Raw genomic sequence first — 17,854 nt, forward strand, 5'->3', positions numbered from 1 at the left:
CTTCCGTCAAGCGCTGAGCAGCGCTTCCAGCTTGTCAAAGGACCCGCTCCATCCCTGCGTCATGCTGGCACGGTGTTCAAGGAAGGCTGCCAATTCTGCCGCCGTGGCTTTGCCTTCCACTTCCCACGTCACGGTAACCCTGGTGCGCTCAGGGGTTTCGGCAGCAAATTGCACCGTGGTGCGCATGGTTTCCGGCCATACCGGCGCCATCGGGTGGCGTGCGATCTTCTCGTTCTCGTCGCAGAATTGCTGGGTGTAGACCAGCAGGTTGGGGCGGCGGATTTCCTTGTAATGGGCGCGGCCATACATGGTGATGGCCGCATTGCTCATGCAGTAAAGCGACTCGCCTCCGGTGCGGATGTCTGCGCGCAGGAAGCGCATTTCCATGCCGGTTGGCGGAAGCCAGCGGGCCAGGTGTTCTGGCCTGGTCCACATGTCGAATACAGTCTCCAGTGGCGCTTCGAAGCTGCGATTGATGACGAACTTGTCTTCGTCCGCCAAGCGCTTGCCCAGGTATTCCGCCAGCCGGTCCCAGGTCGAATCGCCGTTGGCGTGCCTGATGAACTGGCGGGTCTGGGCGGCGGCTTCCGCATCGGCCAGGGCCATGGTCATGTCCATGCGGGTCCTGCCATCGACCTCGGCGAACAGCACCGTGACGCGGAACAGCGGCGGCGTGTCGTCCGTGGCGCCGTGGTCGTAGACCAGCTTGTGCAGCGGCTCCACCACATGGTAGGTGGTCTTGTTCGGGAAATCGGTACCGTCCGGGCCGTGCATGGTGTAGCGCCACGTGCCGCCGACGCGCAAGTCCTTGCTGTGCGTGGTCAGCGTAAAGCCGCGCGGCCCCCACCATTGCGCGACCTGGGCCGGATCGGTCCACGCATCCCATACCGCCTGCACCGGCGCGTCATAGGTGCGGATAATGCGAATCTCATTCGGGGCGCTGAATTCAGCCATTTTCGTCTCCTTTAGGTGGGTTTTTTGCGGTAACGGTTTTCAGGTAGGCATCGAGGCGGTCGAAACTCTCTTCCCAGAACACGCGGTATGGCTCCATCCAGTCGGCGGCATCCTTCAGGCCATCGCCATTGATTTTGCAAGAGCGCCACTGCGCCTTGCGCGTCTTGGTAATGAGGCCGGCTTTTTCCAGTACCTGCAAATGCTTGGTAATGGCGGGCAAGCTCATCTCGTCCAGGAAGGGCTGGGCCAGGTCGGAAACGTTGGCCTCACCCTGCGACAGCCGCGCCAGCATGGCACGCCGTGTCGGGTCTGCCAGGGCAGAAAAAGTTTGGCTGAGCGCGTCTTGCATCGAATTTCACCAATCATTTAATTAACCGATTGGTTTAATATAAGTCGGAGAACGGGCGCCGTCAAGAAAGAAAAACGCCGATCGCGAGGATCGGCGTTTTCAAGGAGCGTTCAGCTTACTTGCGAGGCTTGCGGCGCGAAACGGCGATTCCCGCCAAGCCCAGGGATAGCAGCAGCATGCTGGCTGGCTCTGGCACGTCATTCGGCGTCGTGGTGTTGGTGAAGGAGAAGCTCAGGTCGTTGAACTCGAACGGGGAAGCCAGTTGCCCTGGACGCGCGCATCATAACAACAACATTACCGTTTTCACTTGTAGTTACAAGCGGTCACGATTTGTTTTACTCGTGAAATTCGTTGCTTTACAGTTAATGTGCAAAGTTTTCCGACATCCCCACGCTCGCAGACCGGGGCGATCCGCGAGTGATGGGCGAATGCCGATTCACATCAGAAGTAGTAGTTGCCCGAAATGCCAACGTGGTTGGCTTTCACTTCAACTTTGTTGTAGCGGTTCTTGACTTCAAATTTCTCATTCACGTAACGCAGTTTGATGCTGATGTGCGGCGTGAACAGGTACTCCCCTTCCACCACAGCGCTCAGGGTGTTGTCGAACTTCACGTCCTCGATTTCGGCCGCGCCGCTGCCGCTCAGCTTGGCGCCCGTGACGTAGCGCAGGCCGGTGCCAATCTTCCATTGCGGGTCGATATGGTAGAAAGCCAGGGCTTCGATCGGGAAGCGGTTGAAGTGCAGGTCGCCGTTGCGCGCAGACTGGTTATCCACGTGGAAGTTGACGCTGGTTTGCGCCGAAAACTGCTCATTGATGCGGAAGTCCAGGCCGCCGGTGAAATAGACGCCGGAGCCGGCACGGATGCTGGCGGTATCGCCATTGGTGTACTCGGCAGTGGCCAGTTTGTCGCCGCCAGCGCTGGCGCCGAGGCCGACGAAGGGACGCACGGTTTGAGCCGGGGCAGCAGCGTCCTGGGCGTAGGAGGAGGAGGCGATTGCCAGTGCGGCGAGGGCGAATACAGCTTGTTTCATGCTAAAGATCTCTTGTTTTGAAAGTGTGGGAAAAGGCATTACCCAGGGGTACTGAGGTAGCTTGCCATCCGGCATATCGGTCATATTATTTGCCGGGAGGAAAGTAAGCGCGAGATAGTATCATGTTGATACCTTTGGAAAATGCGCTAATTCTCACAAAGTCAAAAGGCGGGCGCACAAAACGAAAACGCCGACCACTAGGGTCGGCGTTTTCACTTTTTATTCTTGGTGGCCCGGGGCGGAATCGAACCACCGACACAAGGATTTTCAGTCCTCTGCTCTACCAACTGAGCTACCAGGCCAAGAGGCAGCATTATAGCAGGGAATCCTTGGTTTGCAATAGCCTTTTTCCATTGAGGGAAAGCTATAATGCGCGGATGAACAAGCCCACGCATCACCATGTGCAGACCGCGGTCTGCATCGTCGGCAATGGCGCCATAGCCAAGACGGCAGCCCTTGCGTTTGCCCAGTCCGGATTGAGCGTAACTGTGCTTGGCCCACCCCCGGCGCCGATGCGCCCGGACGAGGCGAGCTGGGACGTCCGCGTGTTCGCCCTCAACCATACTGCCCACCGCCTGCTCGATTCGCTGAAAGTATGGGGAGCGATGGATCAGTCGCGCATCGCCCCGGTCGACGCCATGCTGGTCAATGGCGACGGCAGCAAGGCCGGCGCGCTGAACTTCGATGCCTACGGCGCCCACACCGGCACCCTGTGCTGGATCGTGGAAGACCGCAACCTGAACCAGGCCCTGGATGCAGCGCTGCGTTTCGCGCAGAACGTGCATTTCGTGCAAGGCAAGGCCGTCGCGCTGAAGCATGACGAGCAGGGCGCCGTGATCACCCTGGACGATGGTTCCCACCTTGGCGCTTCGCTGGTGGTTGGCGCCGACGGCGCCCAGTCCTGGGTGCGCGGCCAGTGCGATATCGGCCTGGATTACCGTCCTTATAACCAGAGCGGCGTGGTGTCCAACTTTGCCTGCGAATTGCCGCATCACGGTGTCGCACACCAGTGGTTCACCGGCGAGCAGGGCATTGTCGCCTTGCTGCCGCTGCCGGGCAGGCAGGTCTCGCTGGTATGGTCGGCGCCGGACATGCTGGCCGATTCCCTGTGCCGCGAAGGTGCTACAGCGCTGGCCGAAAGGCTGGCTGCTTTTGCGCAGGAGAAGCTGGGCAAGCTGACCCCGCTGCAGCCGGAAGTCGTCAAGGCCTTCCCTTTGCGCTTGATGCGCCCCCATGCGATGGTGGCGCCGCGCGTGGCCCTGGTGGGGGACGCCGCCCACGTGGTGCACCCGCTGGCCGGGCATGGCATGAACCTGGGCTTCGGCGAGGTGCAGGAACTGGTCAAGGCCGTGGCGGAGCGGGAAGAACACCGCTCCATCGGCGATGACCGCGTGCTGGCGCGTTATGCCCGCGCACGCAAGGAAGAAGTGAGCCTGATGCTGGCCACCACGGATGGCCTGGAGCGCCTGTTCGGCACCGATCTCGAACCGGTGCGCGCAGTGCGCAATTTCGGGCTAAACTTGCTGGATAAATTGCCGGGCGTAAAGCGCCGGCTGATTTCACATGCCCTCGGAAAGCTGTAAAGCGGAGAACTTAATGAATAAGAGTAAGCTGGTATTGGCATTGGCTTCGGTCATGCTGATGTCCTGTGCGGATGCGCAGAACGCAAAAGAAGAAGCGCAACTGCGCAAAGCCCTGGCCGAGCGCCTGAACGGCGTCAAGATCGACTCCGTCAAGAAGTCTCCGATCCCTGGGATGTACGAAGTCGCCATCGGCAATGAGGTGCGCTACGCGGACCCGACCGGGCGCTACCTGGTGGAAGGGCATATCCTTGACCTGCAGACCCGGACCGACCTGACCCAGGCCCGCATCGATGACCTGAACAAGATCAAGTTCGACGACCTGCCGTTCGAACTGGCGCTGAAGACCGTCAAGGGCAACGGCAAGCGCGTGATGGCGATCTTCGAAGACCCGAACTGCGGCTATTGCAAGCGCTTCCGCCAGACCACGCTGGCCAATATGGACAATGTGACCGTCTACACCTTCCTGTACAACATCCTGTCGCCGGATTCATTTGCCAAATCGCAGAACATCTGGTGCTCGGCCGACCGCAACAAGGCGTGGGATGACTGGATGTTGAACGGCAAGGCCGCGCCGGTTGCGCCGAACGGCTGCACCGCGCCGAACGACAAGGTACTGGCCCTGGGCCAGAAAATGAGCATCAATGGCACGCCTGCGATCTTCTTCGCCGACGGCAGCCGCATTGCAGGAGCAGTTGACCAGCGTACGCTGGAAGCAAAGTTCGCCACCATCAAGTAAAAACGCGGGCTCGGGTCCGGCAACCGGACCTGTACCCGGAGATACCTTAACTAGGGAGCTGGCATGGTCACATTGAACATCAACGGGCGCGACGTGCAAGTCGACGCCGACCCTTCTACGCCTATCCTGTGGGCCTTGCGCGACAACCTCAATATGACCGGCACCAAGTTCGGCTGCGGCATGGCGATGTGCGGTGCGTGCACAGTGCATCTGGAAGGCCAGGCAATCCGCTCCTGCGTGACGCCGATTTCGGCGGCGGTGGGCCAGAAGATCACCACCATTGAAGCCATGTCTGCCGACAAGGTGGGCAAGGCGGTGCAGGATGCCTGGGTCAAGCACGATGTACCGCAATGTGGCTACTGCCAGAGCGGCCAGGTGATGAGCGCAACGGCGCTGCTGCGCACCAACAAGGCGCCGACTGACAGCGATATCGACAATGCCATGTCGGGCAATATCTGCCGCTGTGGTACCTATCAACGGATCCGCGCCGCCATCAAGGACGCCGCGAAATCCATCGCTTGAGGGAGACGGCCATGCGCAAAGAATGGTTCATGGCAGCTCAAGCGGACGGCGTGGCTTCTGAAGGAGTGTCGCGCCGTACTTTCCTCAAGGCCGGCAGTGGCCTGATCCTCGGCTTCTACGTGGCCAGCAACGGCGGGCGCTTTGCCCGGGCACTGGCCGCCGATGCCCCGGCCAAGCCGCCAGTGGCGCCCAACGCCTTCCTGCATATCGCACCGGATAATACCGTCACCATCCAGGTCAACCGGCTCGAATTCGGCCAGGGCGTGCATACGGCGCTGCCGATGCTGATCGCCGAGGAGCTGGATGCGGACTGGTCGCAGGTGCGCTCTTCGCTGGCGCCAGCCGGCGACCCCTATAAAGACCCCAACTTCGGCATCCAGATGACGGGCGGTTCCACCGCCGTCAAGCATTCCTGGCAGCAGCACCGTGAAATCGGCGCCCGTGCGCGCGCCATGCTGGTTGCCGCGGCGGCCGAGCAGTGGAAAGTGCCAGTTTCGCAGGTACGCGCGTCGAAAGGCTTGCTGACCGGACCATCCGGCCAGAGCGCGACGTATGGCGCGATGGCCGATGCGGCGATGAAGCAGCCGGTGCCGACCGAAGTCAAGCTGAAAGACCAGAAGGACTTCACCATCATCGGCAAGCCGACGCCGCGCCTGGATGCGCGCGCGAAGTCGACCGGCACGCAGCAATTTGGCATGGACTTCAAGCCGGAAGGCACCAAGGTTGTGGTGGTGGCGCGTCCGCCTGTCTTTGGGGGCAAGGTGAAGAAGTTCGATGCGGCCAAGGCCAAGGCCATTCCGGGCGTGATCGACGTGATCAAGGTCGATACCGACCGTGGCGGCAGCGGCCTGGCCGTGGTGGCGAATGGCTACTGGCCGGCCAGGCAGGGGCGCGAGGCCCTGGTGGTCGAATGGGATACCGAGGGCCTGGAAAAAGTCAGCAGCAAGAAGCAGCTGGCCGAGTACAAGGCCCTGGCGAAGAAGGCCGGAATGCCGGTGAAGAAGGCCGATATTGCGGCCATCGCCAAGGCGCCGAAAAAGATCAGCGCGACCTATGAATTCCCTTACCTGGCGCACGCGCCGATGGAGCCTTTGAACTGCGTGGTCGACCTGAAGGGCGACTCCTGCACCATCTGGGCTGGCAGCCAGTTCCAGACGCTGGACGCGGTGGCAGCGGCCAAGGCGGCCGGCCTGACGCCGGACAAGGTCACGTTGAACACCATGATGGCCGGCGGCGGTTTCGGCCGCCGCGCGGTGCCGACTTCCGACTACATCGTGGAAGCCGTGAACGTGGCCAAGGCTTGGGGCAAGGGTCCGGTCAAGCTGATCTGGAGCCGCGAGGACGATATCAAGGGCGGCTACTACCGTCCTTCGCATGTGCACCAAGCCGATATCGGCTTCGACGCCAAGGGCAATATCGTGGGCTGGAATCATGTGATCGTTGGCCAGTCCATCATTACCGGCACGCCGTTCGAGCCGATGATGGTCAAGGACGGCGTGGACGCGACGATGGTCGAGGGCATGGGCGATCCGTACTCGGTGCCGATGAACCTGAGCGTGCATAACGTGAAGGCCAATGTGCCGGTGCTGTGGTGGCGCTCCGTGGGCTCGACCCACACCGCCTTCGTGATGGAGACGCTGATTGACGAAGCGGCGCATGTCGCCAAAATGGACCCGGTGGAGTATCGCCGCAAGCTGATCGATCCCAAGCATGCGCGCCAGTTGGCGGCGCTGAACCTGGCGGTCGAGAAGTCGGGCTACGGCAAGACCAAATTGCCGAAAGGCCAGGCCTGGGGCGTGGCGCTGCATGAATCGTTCGAAACCTCGGTGGCCTACGTCGTGGTGGCGTCCATCAGGAATGGCCAGCCCAAGGTGCACAAGGTGACAGCAGGCGTGCATTGCAACCTGCCGGTGAACCCGATGACCATCGAAGCGCAGGTGCAGGGCGCCGCGCTGATGGGACTGGGCACCACCTTGCCTGGCGCGGCGATCACGCTGAAGGATGGCCTGGTCGAGCAGTCGAATTTCAGCGACTACACGGTAGCGCGCATGACGGACATGCCGGTGGTGGAAGTGTTCACCGTCGCATCGACCGACAATCCTACCGGCATGGGCGAACCGGGCTTGCCGCCGCTGGCGCCGGCGCTGGCCAACGCAGTGTTCAAGCTGACCGGCAAACGCGTACGCAAGCTGCCGTTCGACCTGGCCAAGGCGTAAGGCAGGCATAGCACGTGGCCGCTCCCGACCCCGCCCACGCGTCCGCCGCTGCTGCGGACGCTGGCGCTGGCGCCGTTGCAGGCATCTTGCTGGCTGCAGGCCGCGGCAGCCGTTTCGATCCGACCGGCGAGCGCTATAAGCTGCTGCAGGCGCTGCCGAATGGCGAGCCGGTCGTCGTGGCCAGTGCCCGCGCCTTGCAGGCCGCGGTGCCGCGCGTAATAGCGGTAGTTCGCGCGGAAGACGCGGCCACGGCCAATCTTTTACGCGGCCTTGGCTGCGAAGTTGCCGTTTGCGAAAACGCGGGCGAGGGCATGGCCGCCTCGCTGGCATGCGGCGTGCGGCGCGCGCAGGACGCCGGGGGCTGGCTGATTGCGCTGGCCGACATGCCTTATGTGCAGCCGGCCACGATGGCGGCGCTGGCGGATGCCGTGACAACCGCAACGACGATCGCAGCGCCGGTGCACGATGGCCAACGCGGCAACCCGGTTGCCTTCGGCCGCGTCCACCTGCATGCCTTGCTGGCGCTGGCCGGAGACCAGGGCGCCCGCAGCATCTTGAAGAACAACCCGGTTAACGAACTGATGGTGGACGATCCCGGCATCCTGCAGGACATCGACACGCCATCCGACATCCAATGAAAAACAAAAAAATCAGCTACACCATCGCCGCCAAAGACCCGGCAACCCATATGTTCCAGGTCACGATGACCATTGAAGCGCCAGCGGCGGAAGGCCAGGTCCTGGTGCTGCCAGCTTGGATCCCCGGCAGCTACATGATCCGCGAATTCTCGCGCAACATCGTGCAGATCCGCGCCGAGGCAGGCGGCCAGCCGGTCGAACTGTCGAAGCTGGACAAGCACTCGTGGCAAGCCGAGCCCTGCAAGGGCAAGCTTACCGTGCATTACGAAGTCTATGCCTGGGACCTTTCGGTGCGCGCCGCCCACCTTGACCAAACGCACGGCTTCTTCAACGGCACCAGCGTGTTCCTGCGCGCCCTTGGTCAGGAAGGCGAGCCGCACGTGGTCGACATCCAGCGGCCTGCCCATGAAGCAGCGTCCAAATGGCGGGTTGCCACCGCATTGAAGGAATTGAAAGCCAGGCGCTACGGCTTTGGCACTTACGTCGCGCAGGACTACGACGAATTGATCGACAGCCCGGTGGAAATGGGCACGTTCGAGATGGCCAGCTTCAAGGCGCTAGGCGTGCAGCACGACGTGGTGTTCACCGGACGCGTGCCAAACCTCGACATTGCCCGCGTTTGCGCCGACCTGAAGCAGATCTGCGAGACGCAGATCGCCTTCTTCGAGCCACGCACGAAGAAGGCGCCGATGGACCGCTACGTGTTCATGACGATGGTGGTGGGCGACGGCTACGGCGGCCTGGAACACCGCGCCTCCACGGCGCTGTTCTGCTCCCGTGCCGACTTGCCCACCACAGCGCAGAAAGGCAAGGAGCCGAGCGAAGGCTATATGAAGTTCCTGGGCCTGTGCAGCCACGAATACTTCCACACCTGGAACGTCAAGCGCATCAAGCCGGCGGTGTTTGCTCCTTACGATTACCAGGCAGAGAACTACACTCCGCTGCTCTGGCTGTTCGAAGGGTTTACCAGCTACTACGACGACCTGTTGCTGGTGCGTGCCGGCCTGCTGTCGGAAGAAGGCTACTTCAAGATGCTGGGCAAGACTGTCGGCGCCGTGCTGCGCGGCAGCGGCCGCACCAAGCAAAGCGTGGCCGATTCCAGCTTCGACGCCTGGGGCAAGTACTACCGCCAGGACGAGAACTCGCCGAATGCCATCGTCAGCTACTACGCCAAGGGCTCGCTGATCGGCCTGGGCCTGGACCTGACCATTCGTGCCAAGACTAATGGCAAGCGCTCGCTGGACGACATCATGCGCGCGCTGTGGCAGAAGTTCGGCCGGGATTTCTACAACGGCAAGCCGCGCGGCGTGACGCCGGAAGAAGTGGAAGCGCTGTTCGACAACGTGGCTGGCTTCAAGCTGAAGACTTTCTTCGACAAATACATCCGCGGCACCGAAGACGTGCCGCTGGCCAAGCTGCTGCCTCAATTCGGCGTGGGCTACAAGGACGAACGCAAGGCGTCCAAGCCTGGCCTGGACGTCAACCTCGGCCGCGAGGGCACCGACTGCAAGCTGAGTGCCGTGCATGATGGCGGCGCCGCGCAGAAGGCCGGCCTGTCGGCCAACGACCTGCTGGTGGCCATCGACGGCCTGCGCGTCAGCGGAAACCCGTCCAACGTGGATGGCCTGCTGTCGCGCTACAAGGTCGGCGAAACCGTGCAGGTGCATGCCTTCCGCCGCGACGAGCTGATGGCCTTCGACGTGGTGCTGCAAGGCGATCGCGTGCCGGGCATCACCATCGCCGTGGAGCAGCAGAAAACCAGCCTGCGCCGCCCGACCGCCTGATGGCGCCGTGACGTTCGCGCTGGATCCGTTCACCATCCTGTTCACCACCACGCTGGCCTGCGCGTGCTGGCGGTAGGCATGGTATTCCATGCTTGCGAGCTTCCGGCGCGAGGTCGCCGGCGTTGGGCACTGGGCCTGCGGGCTGCTTTGCATGGTTGGCGCAGGTGGGCTGTTCCTGTCGCGCGGCATGCTGCCCGACGAAGCGGTACTGCCTGCGGCCAATACCTTCCTGATGTGGGGCATCGGCTTGTCGATGGTGGGGACGCGGCGCTTTTTCGGCGAGCCGCCGGGATGGACGATATTCCACGCGGCGTGGCGGCCATGTTAATCAGCGGCCAGGCGGCGGACCCAGTCGCAATTGCAGGAATGTTAACAGCCGGGATTTCCAAATTGCACAATCAGCATCGGTATTGCCAGCCAGCAAACTTTGGGTGAGTCCCTTGACAGCTTGTCGTCGCGCGCCGACGCCGCCCTGTACCGCGCCAAGGCAAACGGGCGCAACCGTACTGAAATCGCGGCCCCTACACCTTTGGCGGCCTGACTGTCGCCACGTTGGCGGCTGTCGTTTTCATGCCGCACAGACTATTCTTTTGCTCGCCGGTAATTTACCATCACTCATTACGAGTTTGGCTACGTTTAATTTATGACTTATCTACTGCACATCGTCGCGCGCGAAGTTCCCGCCAACGATGCGGAAGTTCTCCCATTCCTGGAACAGATTGCCGGCGCAACCATCAGTATTGCGCCATCCCAGCAGTTGAAGAGTTTTCGCGACGCCATCCTGAAGCTGTTCCCCTGCCTGACCAGCTATGGCGCCGGGGACAAGGCCGTTGAGAACTGCCCCTGGGCGGACGGCCCGCTGGCAGACAATTTCAAAGGCGGTTATGGCAGCGTGGCGATCTCGCGCCGCCATGACGAAGTGATTCCTCACGTGCTGCGTATCGCCAGCGACCTGGGCGTGACCGTGGTGGACGAGCAAAACGGTGCGGTGCACCGCCCGCAGGCTTACCAGGTCGTGCTGGAAGGTCCGCTGGAGGGCGTGGAAGTCGAAACCGCCGCGACCCAGCTTGCGGAGTTGATGAACCAGCCGCTCCCGCAGATGGTGCTGCTGCTGCATTCGCGCCGCCGCACCCTGGTCAAGAAGGGCCTCACCCGCGCACAGGCCGAAGTCTATGTGACCGCCTTGCGCGAGCGCGCCAGCTGCCGTGCCACGGTTTCGGCGGAGCCGCGCAAGGCCGCGGTCAAGTCCGTTCACAAGGCCCCGGGTCACGTTGCCTCGAGGGCGCCAAGTCCGCCGCCGGCGCGCGTGGCGCAAGTGCCTCAGGCGCCCACCTTCGACCAGCCGGAAATCGTCGGCATCGAGCCTGACGAGCAAATGTTCCAGGCCGCCGAATCCCAGCGCATGGCCGCCGCATCGCTGGTTGGCAGCATGGTCCTGCTTGTGCTGGTCATGGTCCTTCGCATCAAGTCGCCGTTCATGATGTCGTTCGCGCTGGCGATGAGCGCGCTGGGCGCCATTGCGGTGGTCCGGCTTGCCCAGGCGATCGGTTCCGGCCTGCTTCGCACCCTGGTGTTTGCGATGCTGGCATTCGTACCGGGCCCGGGCACCCTGATGGTCGCGTGGACCTATTTCCGCGCGGCGGGTGTCTTGAAAGAGAATGGCCTTACTACCCGCAACTCCTTGCTGGATGCGGACGAGGTGCGTGAGCTGGGCGGCCGTGACGGCATGCTGCCTTCCACCAAATTACTGCTCGCACTGCTGGTTCTCGCAGCAGTTGGGGGCTACGCCTTCATCAACCAGATTCTTTGAGATCGCGGTGGCTGGCCAGCGTTACGCGGCCAGCCGTTCCTGCTTTCGCAGCGCATGAGTTACCAGATTCAACTGGCGTCGGTCGCCACCCCGGAAGCGGACCTGGACGTTTTTCCCTTCATGAACAGGTTGCGGCAAGAAAGCGGTGAGCAGCCGCCATCCGCCTTGTTGAAGCGCTTTCACGACAAGCTGACAGCCCTTTTTCCGGACACGCCCTGGTCGGATTGTCATTTCGCCGGTGATACCGGCCGCTTGACCGTGGACTACCGCAAGCAGGAAGTTGTTCCGCATGTGCTTTACCTTGCCGGCGAATTGGGCCTGACCGTGGTGGACAACCAGTCTGGCGCAGTGCATCGTCCCCCGACTTACCAGGTAGTGCTGGAAGGGCCCGCGCCGGGCGTGGCGCTGGGCGAAGCTGCCAATCGCCTTGCCGCTTTGATGCAAAAGCCGGTAACGGAAATGCTGGCGCTGTTGTCCGGAGGACGGCGCAAGATCGTCAAAAAAGGGGTACTGCGAGCCCAGGCCCAATACTATGTGCTTGCGCTGAAGGAGCGCGCTGGCTGCCAGGCGACGATGGCGCTTGAGCATGACCGCGTGGTGCATCCTGAACCCCCGCCGCCAAGCGCGCCCCCGGCGCGGCCTGCCGCTGCAGGGAAAGCTGCGGCAGCGCCGGGCGTATCCCTGGCACCGGTCGACGTCAGGCCGGCCATGCCGCCGCGATCGCGCCGCGAGCCGGAACCGGAGCCGGAAACCTGTTCCTTGGCCGGCGCCGACCCGCGCCTCTTCATGCTGGCCGATGGCCTGCGCCTGACGGTGTACGCGACCGTGCTATACCTTGTCACGGGATACTTTTTCCGCGACCTGGCCGGTTGGCCGAAGCTCTTGCTGGCGCTGGGCGTTACCGCCCTGGCAATGGCTGCCGTCTACCGCCTGGCCAAGGGAGCAGGGTCGAATATCGTGATGCGGATCCTGGCGATGGTCCTGATCATCATCCCGCTCGCCAATATCCTCGTGCTGCTGCTGATGATACGGCGCGGTAAAGTGGCCTTGCGTGAAAATGAAATCGGGGCCGGCTGGTTTGGCGCCGCCTACGACGACATGGTCCGCTTGCGCGGCGGAGACAGCGGCTTGCTGCCGTCGACCATGACCGGCCTGCTCGCCGCTTTGGGCGTGGCTGGCTTGATCGGCGCCGGGAAGCAGGCGGCTGAAAAATATATCGACGCGGCGCTTGGCAGCCATCCGCAGCCTTGCGCTATCGTCGGCATATGGGAGTCCAGCAAACTTGGCCCGAATGGCAGGGTGGTGATGCGGGATGACGGCAACTATTCCGTTCTGCCGCTGCAAGGCCAGGAGGACAAGGTCAAGCAGGAGCAGGGCGAATGGGCTGTGCGCAACCGCAGTTTTGTTTGGCAGGTGCCACTGGCGGACAAGCCCTGGATGAAGGTTGAGCACATCGAGACCTTCAAGCTCAGTCTCGATGGCCAGACCCTTACCATTTTCGAGCCAAGGTCGATGGGCCTGTTTACTGAATGGCGCCGCGCGGGCGCCATGAAATCGCAGCGTTGCGGCTTTAATTGAACAGCTTGCGCAGCTCGGCTCCCGGATCGGGCGCGCGCATGAAGGCTTCGCCGACCAGGAAGGCGTGCACGTTGCGTTCGCGCATGCGCTGCACGTCGGCTGGCGTCATGATGCCGGATTCGGTGATGACCATGCGTTCTTGCGGAATACGCGACAGCAGGTCGAGCGTGGTGTCCAGCGTCACGTCGAAGGTGCGCAGGTTGCGGTTGTTGATGCCGATCAGGCGGCTCTTGAGGTCCAGCGCCGCGGCCAGCTCGTCGCCATCGTGCGATTCGATCAGAACGTCCATGCCCAATTCGTGGGAGCAGGCTTCCATTTCCGCCATCAGGCCATGGTCCAGCGCGGACACGATCAGCAGGATGCAGTCGGCGCCCATGGCACGCGCTTCATAGATCTGGTACATGTCGACCATGAAGTCCTTGCGCAGGACGGGAATGTCGCAGGCAGCGCGCGCCTGTTTTAGGTATTCGTTCGAGCCCTGGAAGAAATTCACGTCGGTCAGTACCGACAGGCAGGCCGCGCCGGCACTGGCGTAGCTGCCGGCGATTTCGGCTGGGCGGAAGTCTGGGCGCAGCACGCCTTTCGATGGCGATGCTTTCTTCACCTCGGCGATCACGCCGGCCTGGCCGGCTTCGATCTTGCTGCGCAGGCTGGCTTCAAAGCCGCGCAGGCCGGCGCGCAGTTCCTTGTCGCCTTCGACTTCGTCGCGCAGGGATTGCAGGCTGCGGTGCTTCTTGGCCGCCGCTACTTCGTCGGCCTTCACGGCAAGGATTTTGTTCAGGATGTCGGACATGATGATTCTTTAATGTTGTTCGGCCAGGGCCAGGCGCGCGCCAAGCGCGATGAACAGGCTGCCGGTCGCGCGGTTCAGCCACAGCGCCACCAGTGGTTTGACCTTCAGCCGCGCGCTTGCGAAGGCGGTGAAGATGGCAAGGCTGTTACACCACAGCATGCCGTTGAAATTGAAGATGCAGCCAAGGACCAGGAAGGCCAGCGGCTTGTTGGCCGCGTCCACGTCGATAAACTGCGGCACGAATGCCAGGAAGAACAACGCGACTTTCGGGTTCAGGACATTGGTCAGGAAGCCTTGCGCGAAGATTTTGCGGTAGGGCAGATTCGCCTGCGGCGCAAACCGGTAGGGCGGTGTCTGACCCAATGGGTCAGACACCGGTGTGCCGGTTTTATCGGCCTTAAGCCGCGCCCGCAGCATGCCGATGCCGCACCAGACGATATACGCCGCGCCCACCCATTTGACAACGGTGAAGGCGGTGGCGGAGGTAGCCAGCAGGGCCGACAGGCCAAGCGCTGCCGCGCCGATGTGCAGCATGGTGCCCGCGCCGACCCCCAGCGCCGCAGCGCAACCAGCACGCCAGCCCTGGCTAGCGCTGCGCGCCATGATCAGCAGCGAATCCGGTCCCGGCATGATGTTCAGCAGCAGACCGGAGATCACAAACAGCGTCAGGTCATGGATGCCGAACATCGCTTAACCCTCCCGGCCGAGTTCCTGCGTGACGCGAACGAACTGTTCCAGCTTGGCCACCGCGGCGCCGGACGACACAGCCGTTCGTGCCCGCGCCAGCCCGTCCTCGATGGACGAGGCTACGCCGGCCGCATACAAGGCGGTGCCAGCATTCAGCGCCACGATATCCGACGCAGGCCCCGGTTCGCCGTGCAGGGCTTCCATCACGCGCGCCTTCGATTCGGTGGCATCCGCCACCTTGAGGTTGCGCGAAGCGATCATCGACAGGCCGAAATCTTCAGGATGGATTTCATACTCGCGGATTTCGCCGTTGACCAGTTCACCCACCATGGTGCCTGCGCCCAGCGACACTTCATCCATATTGTCGCGGCCATAGACGACCACCGCATGCTGCGCGCCCAAACGCTGCAGCACGCGCACCTGGATACCCACCAGGTCCGGGTGGAACACGCCCATCAGGATGTTCGGGGCGCCGGCTGGATTGGTCAGCGGGCCAAGGATATTGAAGATGGAGCGCACGCCCAGTTCGCGGCGCACCGGCGCCACATGCTTCATCGCAGCGTGGTGATTTGGCGCGAACATGAAGCCGATGCCGGTCTGCGCGATCGACTGCGCGATCTGTTCCGGCTTCAGGTTGATGTTCGCGCCCAGCGATTCGATCAGGTCGGCGCTGCCCGAGGAGGACGACACGGAGCGTCCGCCATGCTTGGCCACGCGCGCACCGGCGGCAGCGGCGACAAACATCGAAGCGGAAGAAATATTGAACGTGTGCGCGCCATCGCCGCCGGTGCCGACGATATCCACCAGGTTGGTGGTATCGGCCATCGGGACCTTGGTCGAGAACTCGCGCATGACCTGTGCCGCAGCGGTGATCTCGCCGATGGTTTCCTTCTTGACGCGCAAGCCCATGGTCAGGGCAGCCACCATGACTGGCGACATTTCGCCCGACATGATCTGGCGGAACAGGTACAGCATCTCGTCGTGGAAAATCTCACGGTGTTCGATGCAGCGAACCAGTGCTTCTTGATGCGTGATAGGCATGATGCTTCCTTCTCTTATTTGCGATCGAGGAAATTCTTCAGCAAGGCGTGGCCGTGCTCGGACAGGATGGACTCGGGGTGGAACTGCACGCCCTCGATGTCGTATTCCTTGTGCCGCACGCCCATGATTTCGCCGTCGTCGGTCCAGGCTGTGACTTCCAGGCAGGAAGGCAGCGAGGATCGCTCGATTGCCAAAGAGTGGTAGCGGATTACCGTGAACGGGCTGGATAAGCCCTGGAACACGCCCACACCCGTATGCGCGATAAGAGAAGTTTTGCCATGCATGACTTGCTTGGCGCGGATAACTTTGCCGCCAAAGGCTTCGCCGATGGCCTGGTGTCCCAGGCAGACGCCCAGGATAGGTTTCTTGCCCGCGAAGTGCTTCAGCACTTCCAGCGAAATGCCCGCCTGCGACGGGTCTTTCGGACCCGGCGAGATGCAGATGCGGTCGGGATTCAATGCTTCGATTTCGGCGATGGTGATTTCGTCGTTGCGGTGCACGCGCACGTCTTCGCCCAGCTCGCCGAAATACTGCACGATGTTGTAGGTGAAGGAGTCGTAGTTGTCGATCATCAGCAGCATTTCAGAACTCCCCATCCAGGCCATCTTGCACTTGCTCGGCCGCGCGCAGCACGGCGCGCGCCTTGTTTTCAGTTTCCTGCCATTCCATTTCCGGTATCGAGTCGGCGACGATGCCGGCGGCGGCCTGCACGTACAGCATGCCGTCCTTGATCACGCCGGTGCGGATCGCAATTGCCACGTCCATTTCGCCGCCGAAGGACAGGTAGCCGCAGGCGCCGCCGTAGATGCCGCGCTTGCAGATTTCCAGTTCGTCGATGATTTCCATCGCACGCACTTTCGGCGCACCGGTCAGGGTGCCGGCAGGGAAGGTGGCGCGCAGCACGTCGAGGTTGGACATGCCTTTCTTCAGCTTGCCCTCCACGTTGGAGACGATGTGCTGCACGTGCGAGTACTTCTCGATCACCATCTTGTCGGTCAGCTTCACGCTGCCGGTTTCGGAGATGCGGCCCAGGTCATTGCGGGCCAGGTCGATCAGCATCACGTGTTCCGCCACTTCCTTCGGATCGTTCAGCAGTTCTTCGGCCAGCGCCGCATCGCGTTCCGGCGTATTGCCGCGCGGGCGGGTGCCGGCGATCGGGCGCAGCGTGACTTTCTTTTCGCCGTCAGCCAGGGTCTCGTTGCGCACCAGGATTTCCGGCGACGCACCAACGATCTGCATGTCGCCGAAATTGTAGAAGTACATGTACGGCGACGGGTTCAGCGAACGCAGGGAGCGGTACAGCGTGAGCGGCGAATCCACGTATGGCTTGCGGATGCGCTGGCCGATCTGCACCTGCATCAGGTCGCCCGCCAGGATATATTCGTGTGCCTTGGCGACGGCCTTCAGGTAATCCTCTTTGGCGAAGTCGCGGATGGTCTCGGTGCGTACCGACGGCGTGGTGACCGGCGCATCGACACCGCGCCGCAGCAGGGCGCGCAGGTCTTTGAGGCGCTGGCGGGCCTTGGCGAAGGCTTCCGGCTGCTGCGGATCGGCGTAGACGATCAGGTACAACTTGCCGGACAGGTTGTCGATGACGGCCAGTTCCTCGGTCACCATCAACTGGATTTCCGGCAGGCCCAGGTCGTCCTTCGGCTGCGTCCTGGCCAGGGTCTTTTCAATATGGCGCACGGTGTCGTAGCCGAAGTAGCCGGCCAGGCCGCCGCAGAAGCGCGGCATGCCGGGACGCACGGCTACTTTGAAGCGCGCCTGGTATTGCTCAATGAATTCGAGGGGATTGCCCTCGTGGGTCTCGATCACCTGGCCGTTCTTGACGATCTCGGTCAGCTTGCCGGTGCTGCGCAGCAGGGTATTGGCAGGCAGGCCGATGAAGGAGTAGCGGCCGAAACGCTCGCCGCCCACCACCGACTCCAGCAGGAAGGTGTTCTTGCCGTAGTTCTGGGTCTGGGCCAGCTTGAGGTACAGGGTGAGCGGGGTTTCCAGGTCGGCGAAAGCTTCCGCGATCAAAGGAATACGGTTGTAGCCTTCCGCGGCCAGGGATTTGAATTCGAGTTCGGTCATGTTTCTCTCCATTCCGCCATGGATGTGGTGGTGGCGGTTCGGTTACAAAAAA

The 17,854-nt window shown here is 62.3% G+C and carries 19 protein-coding genes and 1 tRNA gene; 10 read left to right on the plus strand and 10 right to left on the minus strand.

Features of this window, described 5'->3' with window-relative positions; translation table 11 throughout:
• Positions 1–6: 6 nt before the first annotated feature.
• From ACN9M3_RS05670 to ACN9M3_RS05690, 5 genes are all read right to left on the minus strand, one after another.
• Positions 7–954, minus strand: a complete 948-nt coding sequence (locus ACN9M3_RS05670; protein WP_426321108.1) for an SRPBCC family protein — start codon at positions 952–954, stop codon at positions 7–9.
• Positions 947–1,303, minus strand: coding sequence for an ArsR/SmtB family transcription factor (locus tag ACN9M3_RS05675; protein ID WP_426168406.1), 357 nt, complete (start codon positions 1,301–1,303; stop codon positions 947–949). The genes ACN9M3_RS05670 and ACN9M3_RS05675 overlap by 8 nt, the downstream gene beginning before the upstream one ends.
• A gap of 115 nt (positions 1,304–1,418) precedes the next feature.
• Positions 1,419–1,499 (minus strand): PEP-CTERM sorting domain-containing protein, encoded by an 81-nt coding sequence (locus ACN9M3_RS05680; RefSeq protein ID WP_426323690.1) that lies wholly within the window; start codon positions 1,497–1,499, stop codon positions 1,419–1,421.
• A 245-nt stretch (positions 1,500–1,744) separates the two neighbouring features.
• Complete coding sequence (locus ACN9M3_RS05685) at positions 1,745–2,335, minus strand: outer membrane beta-barrel protein (protein ID WP_426321111.1); 591 nt, start codon at positions 2,333–2,335, stop codon at positions 1,745–1,747.
• 226 nt (positions 2,336–2,561) lie between these two features.
• A tRNA-Phe gene (locus ACN9M3_RS05690) sits at positions 2,562–2,637 on the minus strand.
• Between the two features lie 75 nt (positions 2,638–2,712).
• Between ACN9M3_RS05690 and ACN9M3_RS05695 the strand changes: the two genes are divergently transcribed.
• From ACN9M3_RS05695 to ACN9M3_RS05740, 10 genes are all read left to right on the plus strand, one after another.
• Positions 2,713–3,918, plus strand: a complete 1,206-nt coding sequence (locus ACN9M3_RS05695; RefSeq protein WP_426321113.1) for an FAD-dependent monooxygenase — start codon at positions 2,713–2,715, stop codon at positions 3,916–3,918.
• 13 nt (positions 3,919–3,931) lie between these two features.
• Positions 3,932–4,654 carry a DsbC family protein gene (locus ACN9M3_RS05700; RefSeq protein ID WP_426321115.1) on the plus strand — a complete coding sequence of 241 codons (723 nt, stop codon included), beginning with the start codon at positions 3,932–3,934 and terminating at the stop codon, positions 4,652–4,654.
• A gap of 63 nt (positions 4,655–4,717) precedes the next feature.
• Positions 4,718–5,176, plus strand: a complete 459-nt coding sequence (locus tag ACN9M3_RS05705; protein WP_426168417.1) for a (2Fe-2S)-binding protein — start codon at positions 4,718–4,720, stop codon at positions 5,174–5,176.
• Positions 5,177–5,187: 11 nt separating this feature from the next.
• Positions 5,188–7,392, plus strand: a complete 2,205-nt coding sequence (locus ACN9M3_RS05710; protein ID WP_426321117.1) for a molybdopterin cofactor-binding domain-containing protein — start codon at positions 5,188–5,190, stop codon at positions 7,390–7,392.
• Between the two features lie 14 nt (positions 7,393–7,406).
• Positions 7,407–8,030: a nucleotidyltransferase family protein gene (locus ACN9M3_RS05715; RefSeq protein WP_426321119.1), complete on the plus strand. Its 624-nt coding sequence runs from the start codon at positions 7,407–7,409 to the stop codon at positions 8,028–8,030.
• A complete protein-coding gene (locus tag ACN9M3_RS05720) occupies positions 8,027–9,814 on the plus strand; it encodes a M61 family metallopeptidase (protein WP_426321121.1) in 1,788 nt (595 codons plus the stop codon). The genes ACN9M3_RS05715 and ACN9M3_RS05720 overlap by 4 nt, the downstream gene beginning before the upstream one ends.
• A gap of 88 nt (positions 9,815–9,902) precedes the next feature.
• Positions 9,903–10,142 (plus strand): hypothetical protein, encoded by a 240-nt coding sequence (locus tag ACN9M3_RS05725; protein ID WP_426168426.1) that lies wholly within the window; start codon positions 9,903–9,905, stop codon positions 10,140–10,142.
• Positions 10,143–10,217: 75 nt separating this feature from the next.
• Entirely contained in the window at positions 10,218–10,355 is a 138-nt protein-coding gene (locus ACN9M3_RS05730; RefSeq protein ID WP_426323692.1) for a diguanylate cyclase domain-containing protein, read from the plus strand.
• Between the two features lie 102 nt (positions 10,356–10,457).
• A complete protein-coding gene (locus ACN9M3_RS05735) occupies positions 10,458–11,624 on the plus strand; it encodes a hypothetical protein (protein ID WP_426321123.1) in 1,167 nt (388 codons plus the stop codon).
• Positions 11,625–11,678: 54 nt separating this feature from the next.
• Positions 11,679–13,202 carry a hypothetical protein gene (locus ACN9M3_RS05740; protein ID WP_426321125.1) on the plus strand — a complete coding sequence of 508 codons (1,524 nt, stop codon included), beginning with the start codon at positions 11,679–11,681 and terminating at the stop codon, positions 13,200–13,202.
• On the opposite strand, the gene trpC is transcribed toward ACN9M3_RS05740, so the two are convergent.
• From trpC to trpE, 5 genes are read right to left on the minus strand one after another with little or no spacing between them, the layout of a single operon-like run.
• Positions 13,195–13,995, minus strand: coding sequence for an indole-3-glycerol phosphate synthase TrpC (gene trpC, locus ACN9M3_RS05745; protein WP_426321127.1), 801 nt, complete (start codon positions 13,993–13,995; stop codon positions 13,195–13,197). The genes ACN9M3_RS05740 and trpC overlap by 8 nt on opposite strands.
• A 9-nt stretch (positions 13,996–14,004) precedes the next feature.
• Positions 14,005–14,682 (minus strand): LysE family translocator, encoded by a 678-nt coding sequence (locus ACN9M3_RS05750; RefSeq protein WP_426321129.1) that lies wholly within the window; start codon positions 14,680–14,682, stop codon positions 14,005–14,007.
• 3 nt (positions 14,683–14,685) lie between these two features.
• The gene (gene trpD, locus ACN9M3_RS05755; protein ID WP_426168438.1) at positions 14,686–15,723 is read right to left on the minus strand and encodes an anthranilate phosphoribosyltransferase; all 1,038 of its coding nucleotides are present in this window, start codon (positions 15,721–15,723) and stop codon (positions 14,686–14,688) included.
• A 14-nt stretch (positions 15,724–15,737) separates the two neighbouring features.
• Complete coding sequence (locus ACN9M3_RS05760; protein ID WP_055938512.1) at positions 15,738–16,304, minus strand: anthranilate synthase component II; 567 nt, start codon at positions 16,302–16,304, stop codon at positions 15,738–15,740.
• A gap of 1 nt (position 16,305) precedes the next feature.
• Positions 16,306–17,802 (minus strand): anthranilate synthase component I, encoded by a 1,497-nt coding sequence (trpE, locus tag ACN9M3_RS05765; RefSeq protein WP_426168442.1) that lies wholly within the window; start codon positions 17,800–17,802, stop codon positions 16,306–16,308.
• Between the last annotated feature and the right edge of the window lie 52 nt (positions 17,803–17,854).

The organism is Pseudoduganella sp. R-43 (genome assembly GCF_049913255.1).
GTDB lineage: Bacteria > Pseudomonadota > Gammaproteobacteria > Burkholderiales > Burkholderiaceae_D > Rugamonas.

Coding starts and splice junctions, on each gene's coding strand:
- ACN9M3_RS05670 (WP_426321108.1), bottom strand. CDS start 954: ATGGCTGAATTCAGCGCCCCGAATGAGATTCGCATTATCCGCACCTAT.
- ACN9M3_RS05675 (WP_426168406.1), bottom strand. CDS start 1,303: ATGCAAGACGCGCTCAGCCAAACTTTTTCTGCCCTGGCAGACCCGACA.
- ACN9M3_RS05685 (WP_426321111.1), bottom strand. CDS start 2,335: ATGAAACAAGCTGTATTCGCCCTCGCCGCACTGGCAATCGCCTCCTCC.
- ACN9M3_RS05695 (WP_426321113.1), top strand. CDS start 2,713: ATGAACAAGCCCACGCATCACCATGTGCAGACCGCGGTCTGCATCGTC.
- ACN9M3_RS05700 (WP_426321115.1), top strand. CDS start 3,932: ATGAATAAGAGTAAGCTGGTATTGGCATTGGCTTCGGTCATGCTGATG.
- ACN9M3_RS05705 (WP_426168417.1), top strand. CDS start 4,718: ATGGTCACATTGAACATCAACGGGCGCGACGTGCAAGTCGACGCCGAC.
- ACN9M3_RS05710 (WP_426321117.1), top strand. CDS start 5,188: ATGCGCAAAGAATGGTTCATGGCAGCTCAAGCGGACGGCGTGGCTTCT.
- ACN9M3_RS05720 (WP_426321121.1), top strand. CDS start 8,027: ATGAAAAACAAAAAAATCAGCTACACCATCGCCGCCAAAGACCCGGCA.
- ACN9M3_RS05725 (WP_426168426.1), top strand. CDS start 9,903: ATGCTTGCGAGCTTCCGGCGCGAGGTCGCCGGCGTTGGGCACTGGGCC.
- ACN9M3_RS05735 (WP_426321123.1), top strand. CDS start 10,458: ATGACTTATCTACTGCACATCGTCGCGCGCGAAGTTCCCGCCAACGAT.
- ACN9M3_RS05740 (WP_426321125.1), top strand. CDS start 11,679: ATGAGTTACCAGATTCAACTGGCGTCGGTCGCCACCCCGGAAGCGGAC.
- trpC (WP_426321127.1), bottom strand. CDS start 13,995: ATGTCCGACATCCTGAACAAAATCCTTGCCGTGAAGGCCGACGAAGTA.
- ACN9M3_RS05750 (WP_426321129.1), bottom strand. CDS start 14,682: ATGTTCGGCATCCATGACCTGACGCTGTTTGTGATCTCCGGTCTGCTG.
- trpD (WP_426168438.1), bottom strand. CDS start 15,723: ATGCCTATCACGCATCAAGAAGCACTGGTTCGCTGCATCGAACACCGT.
- ACN9M3_RS05760 (WP_055938512.1), bottom strand. CDS start 16,304: ATGCTGCTGATGATCGACAACTACGACTCCTTCACCTACAACATCGTG.
- trpE (WP_426168442.1), bottom strand. CDS start 17,802: ATGACCGAACTCGAATTCAAATCCCTGGCCGCGGAAGGCTACAACCGT.